This is a genomic window from Streptomyces sp. NPDC111507, assembly GCF_055638955.1.
Genome location: NZ_JBVKBU010000007.1, coordinates 371,792 through 385,454 on the forward strand (window position 1 = coordinate 371,792; position 13,663 = coordinate 385,454).

Genomic DNA, 13,663 nt, shown 5'->3' on the forward strand with positions numbered 1-13,663 from the left:
TGTGGGGATCTGGAATCGCTTTGCCGGCTTCGGCCCGGGGCTGTCGAAGCATGCGCTGTTGGCGCTCCCCGTCCTGCTGATCGTGATGATCACGGTCGTCGACATCGTTGCCCCGGCCGACATCCACCTGGGCCCGCTGTTGGTGATCGCGCCGGCGATCACCGCATCCTTCGCCGGTCCCCGGCTGACCGGGGCGATCGGCGTCCTGGCGCTCGCGGCCGAGGCGGGCATCGCCCTGCACGACGGCATCCTCTTCTCGCGCAACATCATCGTGCAGATGGTCGCCCTCGCCGTACTGAGCCTTCTGATCGTGGGCTACTCCGTGGTGCGCGAGCGGCACGGACGGCAACTGGCCCAGGTGAGATCGGTCGCCGAGGCCGCACAGCACGTACTGCTGTGGCCGCTGCCCAGCGGGATCGGCCCCCTGCGTACGGCGTCCGTGTATCTGGCCGCCGAGGACGAGGCCGAGATCGGTGGAGACCTGTATGCCGTCACGCGTACCGACGACGTCACGCGCGTGCTCATCGGAGATGTCCGAGGCAAGGGCTTGGCGGCCATCGGAGAGGCCGCCCTGCTGCTCGGCGCGTTCCGCGAAGCCTCCCATCAACACGCCGACCTCACCGCGCTGACGGACGCGCTGGAACAGAGCATCTCCCGCTACCACGGCGAATTCACCCCGCCGGAGGACGAGGCCGGGGCCGAGGAGCGCTTCGTCACCGCCCTGTTGCTGGAGATCCCCGATGATGCGGCCATCGTCAGGATGACCAGCTGCGGGCACCCCGCGCCCCTGCTGCTCAGCCCGGAACACTCCGTCACTGCACTGAGGCTGCACCCCGCGCCCCCGCTGGGAGTCGGTGTCCTGGGCCCATCGCCACGCACGCTGGACGTGTTCACCTTCGAAGCCGGGGAAACTCTCCTGCTCTACACCGACGGTGTCATCGAGGCGCGCAATCAGGGCGGTGACTTCTATCCGTTCGCCGAACGAGCCGCCCAGTGGACCGAGTGCGGCCCCGAACCGCTTCTGCGTCACATCCGGCGTGACCTCCTCGCCCACGTCGGTGGACGCCTCGGCGATGACGCCGCGCTCATCGCCCTGCGCCGGGCGCCCACCCACTCCGGCCACCACCTCGCACGGCTCATCCACGCCGAACCCTCCAGAGGGCGGGTGGGGAACTCCCAGGAACGCAGCTCCTGAGAAAGTCCTGGCCCGGTTACCCGTGCGTCGGGGCGCGACCGTGGAGCCATGAACACGAACGGCACCGACGTGGAGGGCCTGGAATCACGCGGCGGCGGAGTCCTCCCAGGACGACCCCGCGCGCTCCTGGGGCCCTCTTCGAAAGTGGATCAAGGCCGTGCGTGATGATCGCGTCCCGGGCGCGACCGGCGGTCTTCGGGGGCGTTTGGCTGTCAGGCGCGGTCGTGGAGAGTGACTTGGTAGCCGTCGGGGTCGGCGAAGGTGAATGTCCGGCCGAAGGGGCCGTCGATCGGTGCGGAGACGATGGTGTGACCGTCGGCGACGAGAGCATCGTGGATGGCCTGGACGTCGGTGGCGTGGAGCCAGATCGCGGCACCGATGCCGGGCTGGGCAACAGATGCGAGATCGGTGCCGGGAACGACGTCGCGCAGTGCGAACGCGATCGGCTTCGTCTCGAAGACGACGGCGTGCGGAGGTCCGGCCGGCGAGCGGACGAGGCCGAGGTACTGCTCGTAGAACGCCTGTGCTGCGTCGAGGTCGCGCACCTGGAGCGAGATGAAGTCGGGGCCGGTGGCGGGCATGATGATGCTCCTTCTCTTCGTGTCAGTTTTCTGACACAGGTCAATGTATGTCAGAATGCTGACATGAGTCAAAACGGTGTCGGAGTCGACCTGGACAAATCACTGGGCTACCTGCTGAAAGAGGCTTCGAGCGCCCTGCGGGCAGCCATGGAGGAGGTGCTGCGGCCACTCGGGATGAGCGTGACGCACTACTCCTGCCTCGAGCTGCTGGCTCAACGGCCGGGCTTGTCGAACTCCGAGCTCGCGCGTGGCGCGTTCGTGACACGGCAGTCGATGAACGTGCTGCTCCAGGCCCTGGAACGAGACGGCTACGTGACCAGGCCTACGGAGGCGCCCGTCGGGAAGGCTCTTCCCGCGCGGCTCACCCCTCGCGGCCGACGGAGCCTGGAGAAGGCGACCGTAGCGGTCCGGTCCGTGGAGGTCAGAATGCTGGCCGGCATGACCGAGACCGAGCAGTCAGGCGCGTTCCGGATCCTGCAGAGCATGATTCATTCCCTGCGTGAGGGCAACGACGGTGCATAGCTCGTTCCTCGGCGCACGTCTCGTCGCGCCCGGACAGGAGTGCAGCCGAGCGTGGGAATCCGTGCAGGCGACCTCGAAAACCGACAGCTCCCGACTGCACCCTCTTCTGCGATGAGCCGGATTACCTGTTGACGCATGCGAGTGTGCGCGTCGGCTCCTGGCTCAGGCGCCGTGTGCGGGATTCTGCCGGTGAGGTACTTCAGGCGCGCTGATGGAGCCCAGCAGAGCCAGGCCGTCAGCGGAGGGGGAGGCCGGCTCGGCCTGCAGGATGACGAGCTGCTGTCCCGGAGCGCTGCGGATGTTGAGGGCCTCATGCCGCAACTCCAGGTCTCCCACTCCGGAGTGGTGCACATGCTTGACGTCGTAGGGCGGGACCCGGGTGTACTCGCGTGCCCACAGGGAACGGAACTCCGGGCTGCGCACGGACAGTTCGCCGACGAGCTCCTGGATGCCGGGATCCTCGGGAGTGCTCGCGGCGGACCGCTGAAGGTCGGCGACCGCACGGTGCTTGGCCCGCTCCGCGTTCCTGTAGAAGGCCTTCGCCGCGGGGTCCAGAAAGAGCATGCGCAGCACGTTGTCGTGCTGCGCGAAATCGCGGTAAAGGGCATCGGCCAATGAGTTGGTGGCCAGCAGGTCCTGGGCACGCCCGACGATGAAGGCCGGCGTCCTGGTCCAGCTTTCGATCAGTTGCCGCAGGTGCGGGCGGACACGCTCGACCCGGAAGGACCGCTTCGTGCGGCGGGTTGCCGGCTGGGCCAGCCGGAAGAGTTCCCGCTTGTCCTCTTCCCCGAGTTGCAGGACGCGGGCCATGGTCTCCAGCACCCGGAGTGAGGGGCTGAGCGCACGGCCCTGCTCGAGTCGGCTGTAGTAGCTCGGACTGACACCTGAGAGCGTCGCGACCTCGTCACGCCGCAAGCCGGGCACTCTTCGCCGGCCGGCACTGGACAGTCCCGTGTCCACGGGGCTGAGGCGTTCCCTGTGGGAGCGGAGGAACTGACCCAGCCCTTCAACCGTGTCAGGGCGCGTGTCGTTGTCCATGCTGCCGAGGCTAGGCGGAAAACGCCCGGAAGACTTCTGTCGACGGTGGGTGCATGACACCCAGGATTGCGGGCCCCCGGCCGGCACAGGGAGCTGACGGACGACGAGAGGTCTCCCCGGCGTACCACGAGGGCGAATTGCTCTGTGTGCCGGGACTGCGCAGAGAGGAAGTCGCGCTGCTCGCCGGAGTCAGTTCCGACTACTACATCAGGCTGGAACAGGGGCGCGAAAACAGTCCGTCCCCGCAGGTGCTCGAGGCCGTGGCACGAGCGCTGAAACTGGATGCGGAGGCTGCTGACCATCTCAACCGCCTCTGTCTGACCGCCTCGCAGCGCCCGCACGACGGGGGCGAGGCGGACGTCAGTCGACAGTTGTTGCAGCTGATGGACGGATGGGAGCACACTCCGGCCTTCGACATCGGCCCGGCCCTCGACGTCATGGCGGGCAACTCCCTTGCCGCGGCGCTCCACAGCGGGTTCGACCAGTTCGACAACCTCGCCCGCATGGTGCTCGTCGACCCGGCGGGGCGCGAGTTCTCTCAGGAATGGGAGCGCGCCGCGCACTCCTGTGCCGCCGAAATCAGGGCAGCCTACGGCCACGATCCCGAATTGGCCCGCATAGCGGAGGCCGTGGCGGAATTGTCCGCCCAGAGCGAGGAGTTCGCAGGGATGTGGCAGATGCGCGAGGTCAAGGGAGAGTCCCAGGAAGGGAAGCATCTCAAGCATCCCCTCAGGCTGAACCGGCCGGCCCTACCGCGGATGCCTTCGAGACGTTGAGGACCATGGCCCCCGAGCCGAAGCATGCCCAGGCGACTGTGCCCGCGGCCGACCTCGCCGCCAAGGAGCGGGAGCGGGGCACATGAACATGTGCGCCCGGTGGAGGCTGGTCCCGCCGCACCCAGGAACGACGCGGCCTTCATAGGGGTGTGCCCGTCTGCCGACACTCGATTCGACAGACAGCGCGCCGGCCGGGATACCGTCGCGCGGATCGCACGGCACCAGAGCTCGACCTGACCGCCGTATCCGGTGCGGAGGTCCAGGCGCCACTCGTGGCCGAATGCTTCGCCACCATCGAGTGCAGGTCGCCGACAGCAGCCTCGTGGCCCCCTACAGCCGCTTCCTTCTGGTGGCCGTCAGGGCGTGGACAGACCCCTCTCAGCCCCAACCGCAGCTGTTCACCACCGCGGAGACGGGACCTTCACCCTGGACGGGCCGACCGTGGACCTGAAGGACCGCATGACCAAGTGGCAGTACCTCGTGCAGGCCTGCGAGTCGGTAGGCCAGTGGGTCGTTGGGTCAATGCCCCGGCACGGCTCCTACTCTGGTGTCACGTGCGACCAGGACCACCGTCGTCAAGGGAGATGCACATGCTCAACAAGCAGGAAGCGGCCGAAGCCGTACGGCAGGCCAAGGTGAAGACCGGGATCACATGGGCCCAACTGGCCGAAGCGGTCGGCAAGCCGCTGGCCTGGACCACGGCGGCCCTGCTCGGCCAGCATCCGATGGGCAAGGACGAGGCGGCCACGGCGGCGGCACTGCTCGAACTCGGTGACGACGCCGCCCTGGCCTTTCAGCTCCAGCCGACCCGGGGAGCCCTGGATGCGGCCGTTCCGGTGGATCCCACGATCTACCGGCTCTACGAGGTCGTCCAGGTCTACGGGCCGACCATCAAGGAGCTGATCCATGAGCAGTGTGGCGACGGCATCATGAGCGCGATCAACTTCCGGCTCGATGTCCGTCGTGTTCCCGACCCCGCGGGCGACCGGGTCGTCATCACCCTCGACGGGAAGTACCTGCCTTATCAGTGGTAGCGACTCACTGAGCAGTCGAGGGGACTTCTCGTGTCAGGCCCAGCGGACGGGGTCGCCGAGCTGGATCGGCCCCGGCCGCAGCACCTGGGCGTAGACGCCGGCGCACGGTTGGGGCCCCATCGACTCCAACGGGATGACCCGGTTGTGGTCCGCCAGGACCCGCAGGGCGGCGGCGTCCGGGGGAAGGGTGCCGTGCGCCAGGGTGGGCACGGCGCAGCGTGGAGTGCGCACGATGACGCGTAGAGTGAGGTCGGCGCCGATGCGCAGGTCGCGGCCGGTCCAGTCGTTCTCCGCGAAACCCGCGGCAAGACAGGTACGGATGACGATGTTGGGGCGGTAGCGCTCCGCTTCGGCGGTGCCGGTCGGGGACAGGGCCGCGATCCGGGCGAGCGTTGAGGTCGTGAGCAGATGGACGGGTGCGTAGTCGAAGAACGTACCCTTCGGAGAACCGCCGCCCAGTCGTCCCTCCCGCGCGCTCACCGGTGGCTCCGAGGCGTCACGCAGGACATCCTCGGGGTCGGCACGGTCGAGCGTCGCCTCGTGCGGAGGGGCGTCGGTGAGGCATACGGGGCGGCCCACGATCTCCGACAGCATCTCGTCGACGCTCGGTCCGGTCGGCCACAGCACCTTGCCTTCCGCAGCGGTGATGCGTACCGCGCCACGCTCGGCCCGTGCCGTCAACGTGAGCAGCCGACGCCAGAGACGGGGGTGCTTGGCGCTGGCGACCTTGCCGGTGTCCCGGTCGGTCAGGGCGAAGCGCCGGTCGTGGGCGAGGCCCCGCTCGGTGACGTCGACCGTGGAGAGATCCTCGCCGAGCATCGACTTCACCGGGTAGCGGATGAGCCGGCCCACCGTTCCCAGTTTGCCTGCTTCCTCCGACGTCACCGTACAAAGTATCGAGGTCTGTACAGCGAGCGGCAAGGTCTTTCCAGCGCCTGCCGGTGTGGTGCCCTTCTGTCTCCGCATCCGCCATCTGGATGGTCGATCCGGGTTCGCGCGTACGATGTGATCCCGCTGTTCAGGTTGGCATCTGCGGAGTCGGAAGGGGGCGGCCGTGGCTGTTCTGGTGGTGCAGCACGTGGCGGAGGAGGGCCCGTACGAGATCGGCACCTCCTTGGAGGCAGCCGGGCTCGCGCTGCGGGTGTGCCGGGTGTGGGCAGGCGACCCGCTTCCCGAGGATCTGAACGGGGCCGAGGCGCTGGTGGTGCTGGGCGGCCCGATGTCCGCGTACAGCGACGACGGTTTCCCCACACGCACGGCGGAGTTGGGCCTGCTGCGTGCGGCGCTGGATGCTCAGGTGCCGGTGCTCGGCGTGTGTCTGGGCGCTCAGCTGCTGGCGGTGGCGGCGGGAGGAACGGCCCGGCCCGGCAACGGACTCCAGGTGGGATGGGCGCCGGTGCGGATGGCGTCCGCCGCCGCCGGGGACCCGCTGTTCGCCGGGATCCCGGAGCGACTGCGGGTGCTGCACTGGCACGGCGACACCATGGATCCGCCCGCCGGAGCCGTGGCGTTGGCCTCCTGCGACCGCTGTCCGGTGCAGGCGTTCCGGGTGGGCGCGGCGGCGTGGGGACTCCAGTTCCACCTGGAGGTCGACGCCGCCGCGGTCGACGCCTTGGCGACCGCCTTCCCGGATGACGCGCCGGGCCTGCGCGAGGACGCGCTCGAAGAGCTGGCGGTCCTCGCGCCCCACCGGGCCCGCGTACTGGGCCGGTTCGCCGCGCTGGTGGCGGCCCGCGCCGGCTACACATCGACCCGTACGTTCTTCACGCCGAGGGCCGAGACCTGGGAGGAGCGCTTCGCGGCCGACGGACCCGTCTACGCGGCTGCCGTCGCCCGGATGGGGATCGGCGCGGGGCAGACGGTGGTCGACCTGGGGTGCGGCACCGGACGGGCGCTGCCCGCGCTGCGGGCGGGAGTCGGAGACAAGGGCGTGGTCCTCGGGGTGGACGTCACCGCGGCGATGCTCGACGCCGCCGCCCGGCACGGCCGCGATGAGCTCGCGGCGTTGCTGCTCGCCGACGCCTGCCACCTGCCCCTGCCCTCCGGCTCGGTGGACGGCATCTTCAGCGCCGGACTCATCAACCACCTGCCCGAACCCGCCCCCGCACTGGGCGAATGGGCTCGGGTGACCGCGCCGGGCGGCACCCTCCTGCTCTTCCACCCCTCGGGCCGCGTCGAACGCGCCGCCCGGCACGGCCGACCCCTGGACCCCGACGACCCGCTGGCCGAGACCAACCTGCGGCCCGCGCTGGACGCGGTCGGCTGGCGGCTGGCCCACTACGAGGACGCGCGGCACCACTTCCTGGCCCGTGCCGTACGGGTCGGCTGAGCTCCTCGGCTCAGTGCGGCAGAGCAGGCGGCGCGATCGAGCCCGCAGCGGGTAGTGCGCCGCAGCGCCCGGCAGATGGGCCGGAATCTCCCGGGCGTCCGGTCCAGAATCTCCCGGGCGTCGTCGTGGGCACCCGCTTCTCACTGCCCCGGCGGGACAGGCGTGAGCGACTTGGTGCGCGGCGGCAACCTCCGGCGCCATAGGGGGTAAAACGACGGCGACACGGTGGACACATGACCGTACTTGCCGCAGCCCCGGTGACCTCCTGCCGCGATGTGCCGTGGTCGCGGGCGCGCGAACTGGCCCACGCGGCCCCCATGCCCCTGCCCGCCCGGCAGGTGGCGCTCACCTGGGCCGCCGGGCTGACGCTGGCCGAGGACCTGTGCGCCCGGCAGCCACTGCCGGCCTTCGACACCGCGGCCATGGACGGATACGCCGTCGCCGGCCCCGGCCCGTGGCGGCTGTCGGCCGGAGCGGTGCGCGCGGGTGCCACGGAGGTGCCCGCGGTACTGGCCGAGGGCGAGGCGATGGAGATCTCCACCGGCGCGCAGGTGCCCCGCGGCGCCCAAGCGGTGCTGCCACTGGAGCACGCGGTACGGGCCGGGGCGACGGTACGCGGCCCGGTGTCGGCTCCGGGGAAACACATCCGCCTGGTGGGCGAGGACGCCGTTGCGGGCGCGTGCCTGATGCCGGCAGGGACGCGGGTCGGTCCCGCCCTGCTCGGCCTGGCCGCCGCCTGCGGCCACGACACGCTGGCGGTACGGCCCAGGCCACGCGTGCGGATCCTGGTCACCGGCGACGAACTGATCCCTTCCGGGCGGCCGGCCCCCGGCGAGGTACGCGACGCGCTGGGCCCGCTGCTGCCGCCGCTGGTGCACACGCTCGGCGGCGAGGTCACCGACGTACGTCCCGTGCCGGACCACCCCGTCGGGTCATTGGCCACGGTCGTGCTCACCACGTCGTACGACTCCGACGTGATCGTGGTGACCGGTTCCACCTCGGTCGGCGTCACCGATCAGCTGAGGCGGCTGCTGGCCGAACACGGAGCCCGGTGGGTGGTGGACGCGGTCGCCGTCCGCCCGGGCCATCCTCAACTGCTCGCCCAACTCCCCGACCGGCGCTGGATCGTGGGCCTCCCCGGCAATCCGTACGCGGCACTGACCGCCGCCCACACCCTGCTCGCCCCACTCCTCGCGGGCCTGACCGGGCGCCCCCTGCCGGCCCTGCCCCGCATCCCGCTGACCGGTGACATCACGACCGCCCCTGGCCGTACCCGGCTGATCCCCGTCACCTGGGACGGCGCCACCGCCCGCCCCGTCGGCGGACACCGGCCCGCGTTCCTGCACGGCGCAGCCCTCGCCGACGCGCTCGCCGCCGTACCACCGGACTGGCGGCCCCACACCCCGGTGCCCCTGCTCTTGCTGACGGGATGAGGGGCACCTCACGCCACTGCGCCGGTCGGCCCTCGACCGCGCGGCGAGGCGTGCCGTCGGCCCGGCGGGGCGGTGCTGCCCCGCCGGCAACCGGTACCCAGGGTCGACGGCGCACGACTGCGGGCCGGCCGGAGCCGCCCGCCCTCGCGCACGGCGAACGACCGACTGACGCAGGACGATGTCCCGACCGCACCGCAGGCTCCGCTACGACCGTGAGCCGGGCCTGCACTGGTCCTGGCAGCGGCTGAAGCCGTGACGAATCCGGTTGCCGGACGATGATTCACAGGTCTACGTTCGGCCCCATGGCGGATGACGAACCCGCGTGCGCCGCATGTCTGTTGGACGCCCAGGCGCAAGCGAAGCGGCGGTAGCCCGCCGGACCGGGGCATCGCCGCGGATGACATCGCAGCGGCTGCGCGACGACCTGCCCGAGGTCTTCGCGGCCGGGCGTCGGCTACTTCGAGAGCGACCCGGACATCACAGGCAGGCGGCTGCAAGCCGAGCTCGAGCGGCCTGCCATCGACGCGGGCTGGGAGCTGGGCGACCGGCACTCCGGGCATCTCGTCGGCGAGTTCCCGCACGAGACGATCGACGGTGCGGACGTGGAGTCGTCCATCGCGCCGGGCAATGACACCCCGCTGCGACGCACCGACAAGGCCGGGCGCCGCTGCCACTGGATCCTCGAGATCCACCTCGTGGACCGGGGGCGCGAGTTCGGCGGCTGCTACGAGGAACCGCTCGACCTCGGCTGATCCGGCACGCTCGCTCGACGAATGGCGACCGGGTCGAAAGGACCGTTGTTCATCGACGGTCGTGGCCCGGTCACGTCAACGGCGGGGCGGCCGCTGGCAAAGGCCGGGGCAAGAATCGCCTCCGTGGCCCGCCACTCGCGGCGCGATGACCGTCTGGCAACGCACTGTTCACTCAGGGGCCGCTGGGGCGCGCCAGGGTGCGGTGGTTGTCAGCTCAACTGCTCGCCAGAGAGGGCACCATGGCCACACAGACAGGGACATCGGACGAGTCGACGCAGTCTTCCGAGGGGGTCAGCCGTCGCCACGCGCTGGGCCTTCTCGGTACGGCAGGGGCCGGCGCGGCCGTCACCCCGTTGCTGGGAGCAGGTATGGCGCAGGCCGCTCCGCTTGACGCCCCGGCCCTTCACCTCACCGCGGACTCGGCCGGTGCGCCCCCGGTCCAAGGGCTGCACCTGACTTTCGGGGCGGATCCGCGCACCCAGATGACGGTGTCGTGGATCACCGACAGACCGGTGACCAGACCGGTTGTGCACTACGGCACGCTGGAGCACGGCTTCGGATCCAGCGCCGACGCCCGGACCGTCACCTACGTGGACGGCACCTCCAGCCGTACCGTCTACGTCCACCACGCCTCGCTGAACCGGCTCACCCCGGGCACCGACTACGTCTACCTCGCCACCCACGAGGGCACGACGCCCGACAGCGGTACGTTCCGCACCGCTCCGCGCGGACGGAAGCCGTTCACCTTCACCAGCTTCGGCGACCAGTCCGCTCCGCAGGTGACCTGGGCGGCCAACGGCACGGTGGCGCTCGACGCGAACTCCACCCCCGCGACGAAGGACATCGTCACCGGCATCGAGCAGGTCGCCCCGCTCTTCCATCTGCTCAACGGCGACCTGTGCTACGCGAACCTGGACGTCGACCGGGTGCGTACCTGGAACAACTTCTTCACCAACAACACCCGTTCCGCGCGCTTCCGCCCCTGGATGCCCGCGGCCGGCAACCACGAGATCGAGAAGGCCAACGGCCCGCTCGGGCTCGGCGCCTACCAGACCTACTTCACCCTGCCCTCCACCGAGACCGACGCCGAACTCGCGGGCCTGTGGTACGCGTTCACGGTCGGCTCCGTCCGGGTGATCGTGCTGCAGAACGACGACAACTGCCTCCAGGACGGTGGCGACGTCTATATCAGCGGCTACTCCGGCGGACGGCAACTCGCCTTCCTGGAGAAGGAGCTGAAGGCGGCGCGCTCCTCCGGTGACGTCGACTGGGTGGTCGTCGCCATGCACCAGGTCATGATCAGCTCCTCGGACGCGAACGGCGCCGACCTGGGCCTGCGCCAGAAGTACGGGCCCCTGTTCGACAGGTACGGTGTGGACTTGGTCCTGTGCGGCCATGAGCACAACTACGAGCGCTCGCTCGCCGTCCGCGGCTTCGTCACCGGCAGTGAGACGCTGACCCCGCGCCCGGCCTCCCAGGCCACCGATTCCATCGACACCGGTCTTGGCACCGTGCACATGATTCTCGGCGGCGGAGGCGTCTCGGGTACGACGAACGAGAAGTTCTTCACGGACGGCACCGCCAAGGTGATCACCGCTGTGTCGGCGACCCCCGGCTCCAACGGCAAGCGCACCTCCACCTACACCAAGGAGGAGGCGGTCTGGACCGGTGTCCGGGACATCGAGCACCCCTACGGCTTCGCCGCCTTCACCGTCGACCCCGGACGGCACGCCGGTGACACCACCCGCATGCACGTGACCTACTACAACGTGAACAAGCCGAACGGCGACCTGTCGGTGTTCGAGACCTTCACGCTCCACCGCCGGCGCTCCGACGGCCACACGAGGTGACCCTGCCGATCCAGCTGTCCCCTGGTCCCCGCTGACGCAGGGGTGAACCGCACTTCGTGCCGAAAGCGATGGACGCTCATCGAGCGCTCCATGAGCCGAGAGTACGGCGCGTGAAAGGTGCCTGACGGGTAAAGCCCAGGTCAGGCGCCTTTCTCCGTGCGCCTGGAAGAAGCCCGACGTCTTCAGTGACCAGATCACCGTCGCATACGGCGACAGCGTCAGCAGGTGTGGCGGCGGACCGCGTCGAGCAGCTGGTCGATGTCGTCGGTGCTGTGGGAGAAGGCGGTGACGAGCCGGACGATCCCCCGTTCCCAGCGGTCGTGGTAGAACACGTACCCCTCGGCGAGGAGTCCTTCGGTGACCTGCTGGGGCAGTCGGCAGAAGAGGATGTTGGCCTGTGGGGTGGCCAGCAGGCCGGTGCCGGGGATGGACTTGAGGCCGTCGCCGAGGCGGGTGGCCATCGCGTTGGCCTGGCGGGCGTTGCGCAGCCACAGGCCGTCGGTGAGGTAGGCGTCGATCTGAGCCGCCTGGAAGCGCATCTTGGAGGCGAGCTGCCCGGCACGCTTGACGCGGAAGGCGAGTTCGGCGGCGAGTGCGGGGTCGAAGCAGACGATCGCGTCGGCGGTCATCGCGCCGTTCTTGGTGGCGCCGAAGGACAGGACGTCGACGCCGGCCTTCCAGGTCATCTCGGCCGGGGTGGCGCCGAGATGGTCGAGTGCGTTGGCGAAGCGCGCGCCGTCCATGTGGACGCGCAGTCCCGCGTCCTTGGCGATGGCGGACAGGCTGCGGATCTCCTCCAGGGCGTAGACGCTGCCGCTCTCGGTGGCCTGGCTGATGCTCACCGCGGACGGCTGCACGCTGTGCACGTCACCGGTCCGGCGGCGCACCGCCACCCGCAGCGCCTCGGGGTCGATCTTGTTGTCGGGGCCTGGCACACCGACGAGCTTGGCGCCGTTGGTGAAGAACTCCGGAGCGCCGCATTCGTCGGTGTTGATGTGGCTGTCGGGATGGGAGAGCACACTGCCCCACGGCGGGGTGAGGGCGGCCAGGCTCAGGCCGTTGGCGGCGGACCCGGTGGTGACCGGGAAGACATCGACGTCCCGCTCGAAGATCTCGCTGAGCCTGCGGCGAGCGCTGTCGGTGAAGGGGTCGTTGCCGTACGGCAGGACCTGTCCGGCGGCCGCGTCGGCGACGGCCTGAGCTATCTGCGGGGACGCCCCGGCCATGTTGTCGCTGATGAAGGCACGGTGGGAGGGGGTGATGGCGATGGTGGTGCTCATGAAGCGTCTTCCTTGGTCTCAGGTGCTGATGGGGGAGGCGAAGACGACGGTGATGTCCACTTCCTCCGCGCCGGTGCGGTAGAAGTGCGGGGCGTCCCCTGCGAAGGCGAGCATGTCGCCGGGGCCCAGATCCTGCGGGGCGTCGACGGGACCCGCGGTGACGTGCCCGGTGGCGATGAGCAGGTGCTCGATCGTGCCGGTGGCGTGCGGGACGCCGGGCAGCTCCGTCTCGGGCGGAATGCGCAGCCGCCAGATCTCCAGGCTGTTGCCGCTGCTGATGCGGCGCAGCAGTTCGCGGGAGACCTCGCCGGGCTCGGCGTCCGTGCCCGGCCGGAAGACCGGCCCGGTGTCGGCGTCACGCGCCAGCAGGTCGGCGATCGGAATGCGCAGGGCGATCGCGATCGCATCCAGGGTGTCGATCGTCGGATTGCCGTTGCCGGCCTCCAGCTGCGACAAGGTGGCCTTGCTCAGCCCGGCGCGCCGGGCCATCTCCGCGGCGCTCATGCCGCGCTGCTGGCGGCGCAGACGGATCTTCGCGCCGACCGCGGCTGCGGTACTGCTGACCGGCTGTCGGCCGGACGGAGGGGGCGTCATCAGAGGCTCCTGTGGTGTGCGGTGCAGGAGACGCGGATGCGGACCCGAGGGGCCCCGATCGAATGAACCATGCGTTCACTATACCGAACCCCTGATGCGTTGAACATCACGTTCGATTTACTGAACGCCTCTGATCGAGGGGAGACGCGCCACCGGCGGCTCATACGCAAGACCCGGGCCGACCGGCCGCTGTGCTGCGGCCGGCCGACCCGGGTGCCCCTGGCGGTGCGGTGCTCCGTCGGTCGGGAGCGGGGGGGGGGGGGGGGGGGGGCAGCCGGC

Annotated in this window: 12 protein-coding genes and 1 pseudogene; 8 read left to right on the plus strand and 5 right to left on the minus strand. The window is 70.1% G+C overall.

Going from position 1 to position 13,663, the window contains the following annotated elements; genetic code table 11:
• Positions 1-85 precede the first annotated feature (85 nt).
• Entirely contained in the window at positions 86-1,195 is a 1,110-nt protein-coding gene (locus tag ACZ7M2_RS28765) for a PP2C family protein-serine/threonine phosphatase (protein ID WP_471597830.1), read from the plus strand.
• Between the two features lie 212 nt (positions 1,196-1,407).
• On the opposite strand, the gene ACZ7M2_RS28770 is transcribed toward ACZ7M2_RS28765, so the two are convergent.
• Positions 1,408-1,776, minus strand: a complete 369-nt coding sequence (locus ACZ7M2_RS28770; protein WP_471597733.1) for a VOC family protein — start codon at positions 1,774-1,776, stop codon at positions 1,408-1,410.
• A 63-nt stretch (positions 1,777-1,839) separates the two neighbouring features.
• On the opposite strand from ACZ7M2_RS28770, the gene ACZ7M2_RS28775 reads away from it, so the two are divergent.
• On the plus strand, positions 1,840-2,298 hold the full coding sequence (locus tag ACZ7M2_RS28775) for a MarR family winged helix-turn-helix transcriptional regulator (protein ID WP_471597734.1): 459 nt from the start codon (positions 1,840-1,842) through the stop codon (positions 2,296-2,298).
• A gap of 162 nt (positions 2,299-2,460) precedes the next feature.
• On the opposite strand, the gene ACZ7M2_RS28780 is transcribed toward ACZ7M2_RS28775, so the two are convergent.
• The gene (locus tag ACZ7M2_RS28780) at positions 2,461-3,336 is read right to left on the minus strand and encodes a helix-turn-helix transcriptional regulator (RefSeq protein ID WP_471597735.1); all 876 of its coding nucleotides are present in this window, start codon (positions 3,334-3,336) and stop codon (positions 2,461-2,463) included.
• Between the two features lie 53 nt (positions 3,337-3,389).
• Here ACZ7M2_RS28780 and ACZ7M2_RS28785 point away from each other — a divergent pair, with 53 nt between their 5' ends.
• Positions 3,390-4,112 carry a helix-turn-helix transcriptional regulator gene (locus tag ACZ7M2_RS28785; RefSeq protein ID WP_471597736.1) on the plus strand — a complete coding sequence of 241 codons (723 nt, stop codon included), beginning with the start codon at positions 3,390-3,392 and terminating at the stop codon, positions 4,110-4,112.
• A 590-nt stretch (positions 4,113-4,702) separates the two neighbouring features.
• Positions 4,703-5,146 (plus strand): cyanase, encoded by a 444-nt coding sequence (gene cynS / locus ACZ7M2_RS28790; protein WP_471597737.1) that lies wholly within the window; start codon positions 4,703-4,705, stop codon positions 5,144-5,146.
• A gap of 33 nt (positions 5,147-5,179) precedes the next feature.
• Here cynS and ACZ7M2_RS28795 read toward each other — a convergent pair whose 3' ends face one another.
• Positions 5,180-6,031 carry an MOSC domain-containing protein gene (locus ACZ7M2_RS28795; protein ID WP_471597738.1) on the minus strand — a complete coding sequence of 284 codons (852 nt, stop codon included), beginning with the start codon at positions 6,029-6,031 and terminating at the stop codon, positions 5,180-5,182.
• Positions 6,032-6,200: 169 nt separating this feature from the next.
• Here ACZ7M2_RS28795 and ACZ7M2_RS28800 point away from each other — a divergent pair, with 169 nt between their 5' ends.
• The 4 genes and pseudogenes from ACZ7M2_RS28800 (at position 6,201) to ACZ7M2_RS28815 (ending at position 11,510) form a co-directional block, all read left to right on the plus strand.
• On the plus strand, positions 6,201-7,475 hold the full coding sequence (locus tag ACZ7M2_RS28800; RefSeq protein ID WP_471597739.1) for a methyltransferase domain-containing protein: 1,275 nt from the start codon (positions 6,201-6,203) through the stop codon (positions 7,473-7,475).
• A gap of 233 nt (positions 7,476-7,708) precedes the next feature.
• Positions 7,709-8,908, plus strand: coding sequence for a molybdopterin molybdotransferase MoeA (locus ACZ7M2_RS28805; protein ID WP_471597740.1), 1,200 nt, complete (start codon positions 7,709-7,711; stop codon positions 8,906-8,908).
• Positions 8,909-9,317: 409 nt separating this feature from the next.
• Positions 9,318-9,660 (plus strand): annotated as a pseudogene (locus ACZ7M2_RS28810) (M24 family metallopeptidase); the annotation flags it as partial.
• Positions 9,661-9,899: 239 nt separating this feature from the next.
• Positions 9,900-11,510 carry a purple acid phosphatase family protein gene (locus tag ACZ7M2_RS28815; RefSeq protein WP_471597741.1) on the plus strand — a complete coding sequence of 537 codons (1,611 nt, stop codon included), beginning with the start codon at positions 9,900-9,902 and terminating at the stop codon, positions 11,508-11,510.
• 218 nt (positions 11,511-11,728) lie between these two features.
• Here the strand turns inward: ACZ7M2_RS28815 and ACZ7M2_RS28820 are convergent, their stop codons facing one another.
• Positions 11,729-12,790: a threonine aldolase family protein gene (locus tag ACZ7M2_RS28820; RefSeq protein ID WP_471597742.1), complete on the minus strand. Its 1,062-nt coding sequence runs from the start codon at positions 12,788-12,790 to the stop codon at positions 11,729-11,731.
• 18 nt (positions 12,791-12,808) lie between these two features.
• The gene (locus ACZ7M2_RS28825) at positions 12,809-13,384 is read right to left on the minus strand and encodes a helix-turn-helix domain-containing protein (protein ID WP_352047516.1); all 576 of its coding nucleotides are present in this window, start codon (positions 13,382-13,384) and stop codon (positions 12,809-12,811) included.
• Positions 13,385-13,663 lie beyond the last annotated feature (279 nt).

Coding starts and splice junctions, on each gene's coding strand:
- ACZ7M2_RS28765 (WP_471597830.1), top strand. CDS start 86: ATGATCACGGTCGTCGACATCGTTGCCCCGGCCGACATCCACCTGGGC.
- ACZ7M2_RS28770 (WP_471597733.1), bottom strand. CDS start 1,776: ATGCCCGCCACCGGCCCCGACTTCATCTCGCTCCAGGTGCGCGACCTC.
- ACZ7M2_RS28775 (WP_471597734.1), top strand. CDS start 1,840: ATGAGTCAAAACGGTGTCGGAGTCGACCTGGACAAATCACTGGGCTAC.
- ACZ7M2_RS28780 (WP_471597735.1), bottom strand. CDS start 3,336: ATGGACAACGACACGCGCCCTGACACGGTTGAAGGGCTGGGTCAGTTC.
- ACZ7M2_RS28785 (WP_471597736.1), top strand. CDS start 3,390: ATGACACCCAGGATTGCGGGCCCCCGGCCGGCACAGGGAGCTGACGGA.
- cynS (WP_471597737.1), top strand. CDS start 4,703: ATGCTCAACAAGCAGGAAGCGGCCGAAGCCGTACGGCAGGCCAAGGTG.
- ACZ7M2_RS28805 (WP_471597740.1), top strand. CDS start 7,709: ATGACCGTACTTGCCGCAGCCCCGGTGACCTCCTGCCGCGATGTGCCG.
- ACZ7M2_RS28815 (WP_471597741.1), top strand. CDS start 9,900: ATGGCCACACAGACAGGGACATCGGACGAGTCGACGCAGTCTTCCGAG.
- ACZ7M2_RS28820 (WP_471597742.1), bottom strand. CDS start 12,790: ATGAGCACCACCATCGCCATCACCCCCTCCCACCGTGCCTTCATCAGC.
- ACZ7M2_RS28825 (WP_352047516.1), bottom strand. CDS start 13,384: ATGACGCCCCCTCCGTCCGGCCGACAGCCGGTCAGCAGTACCGCAGCC.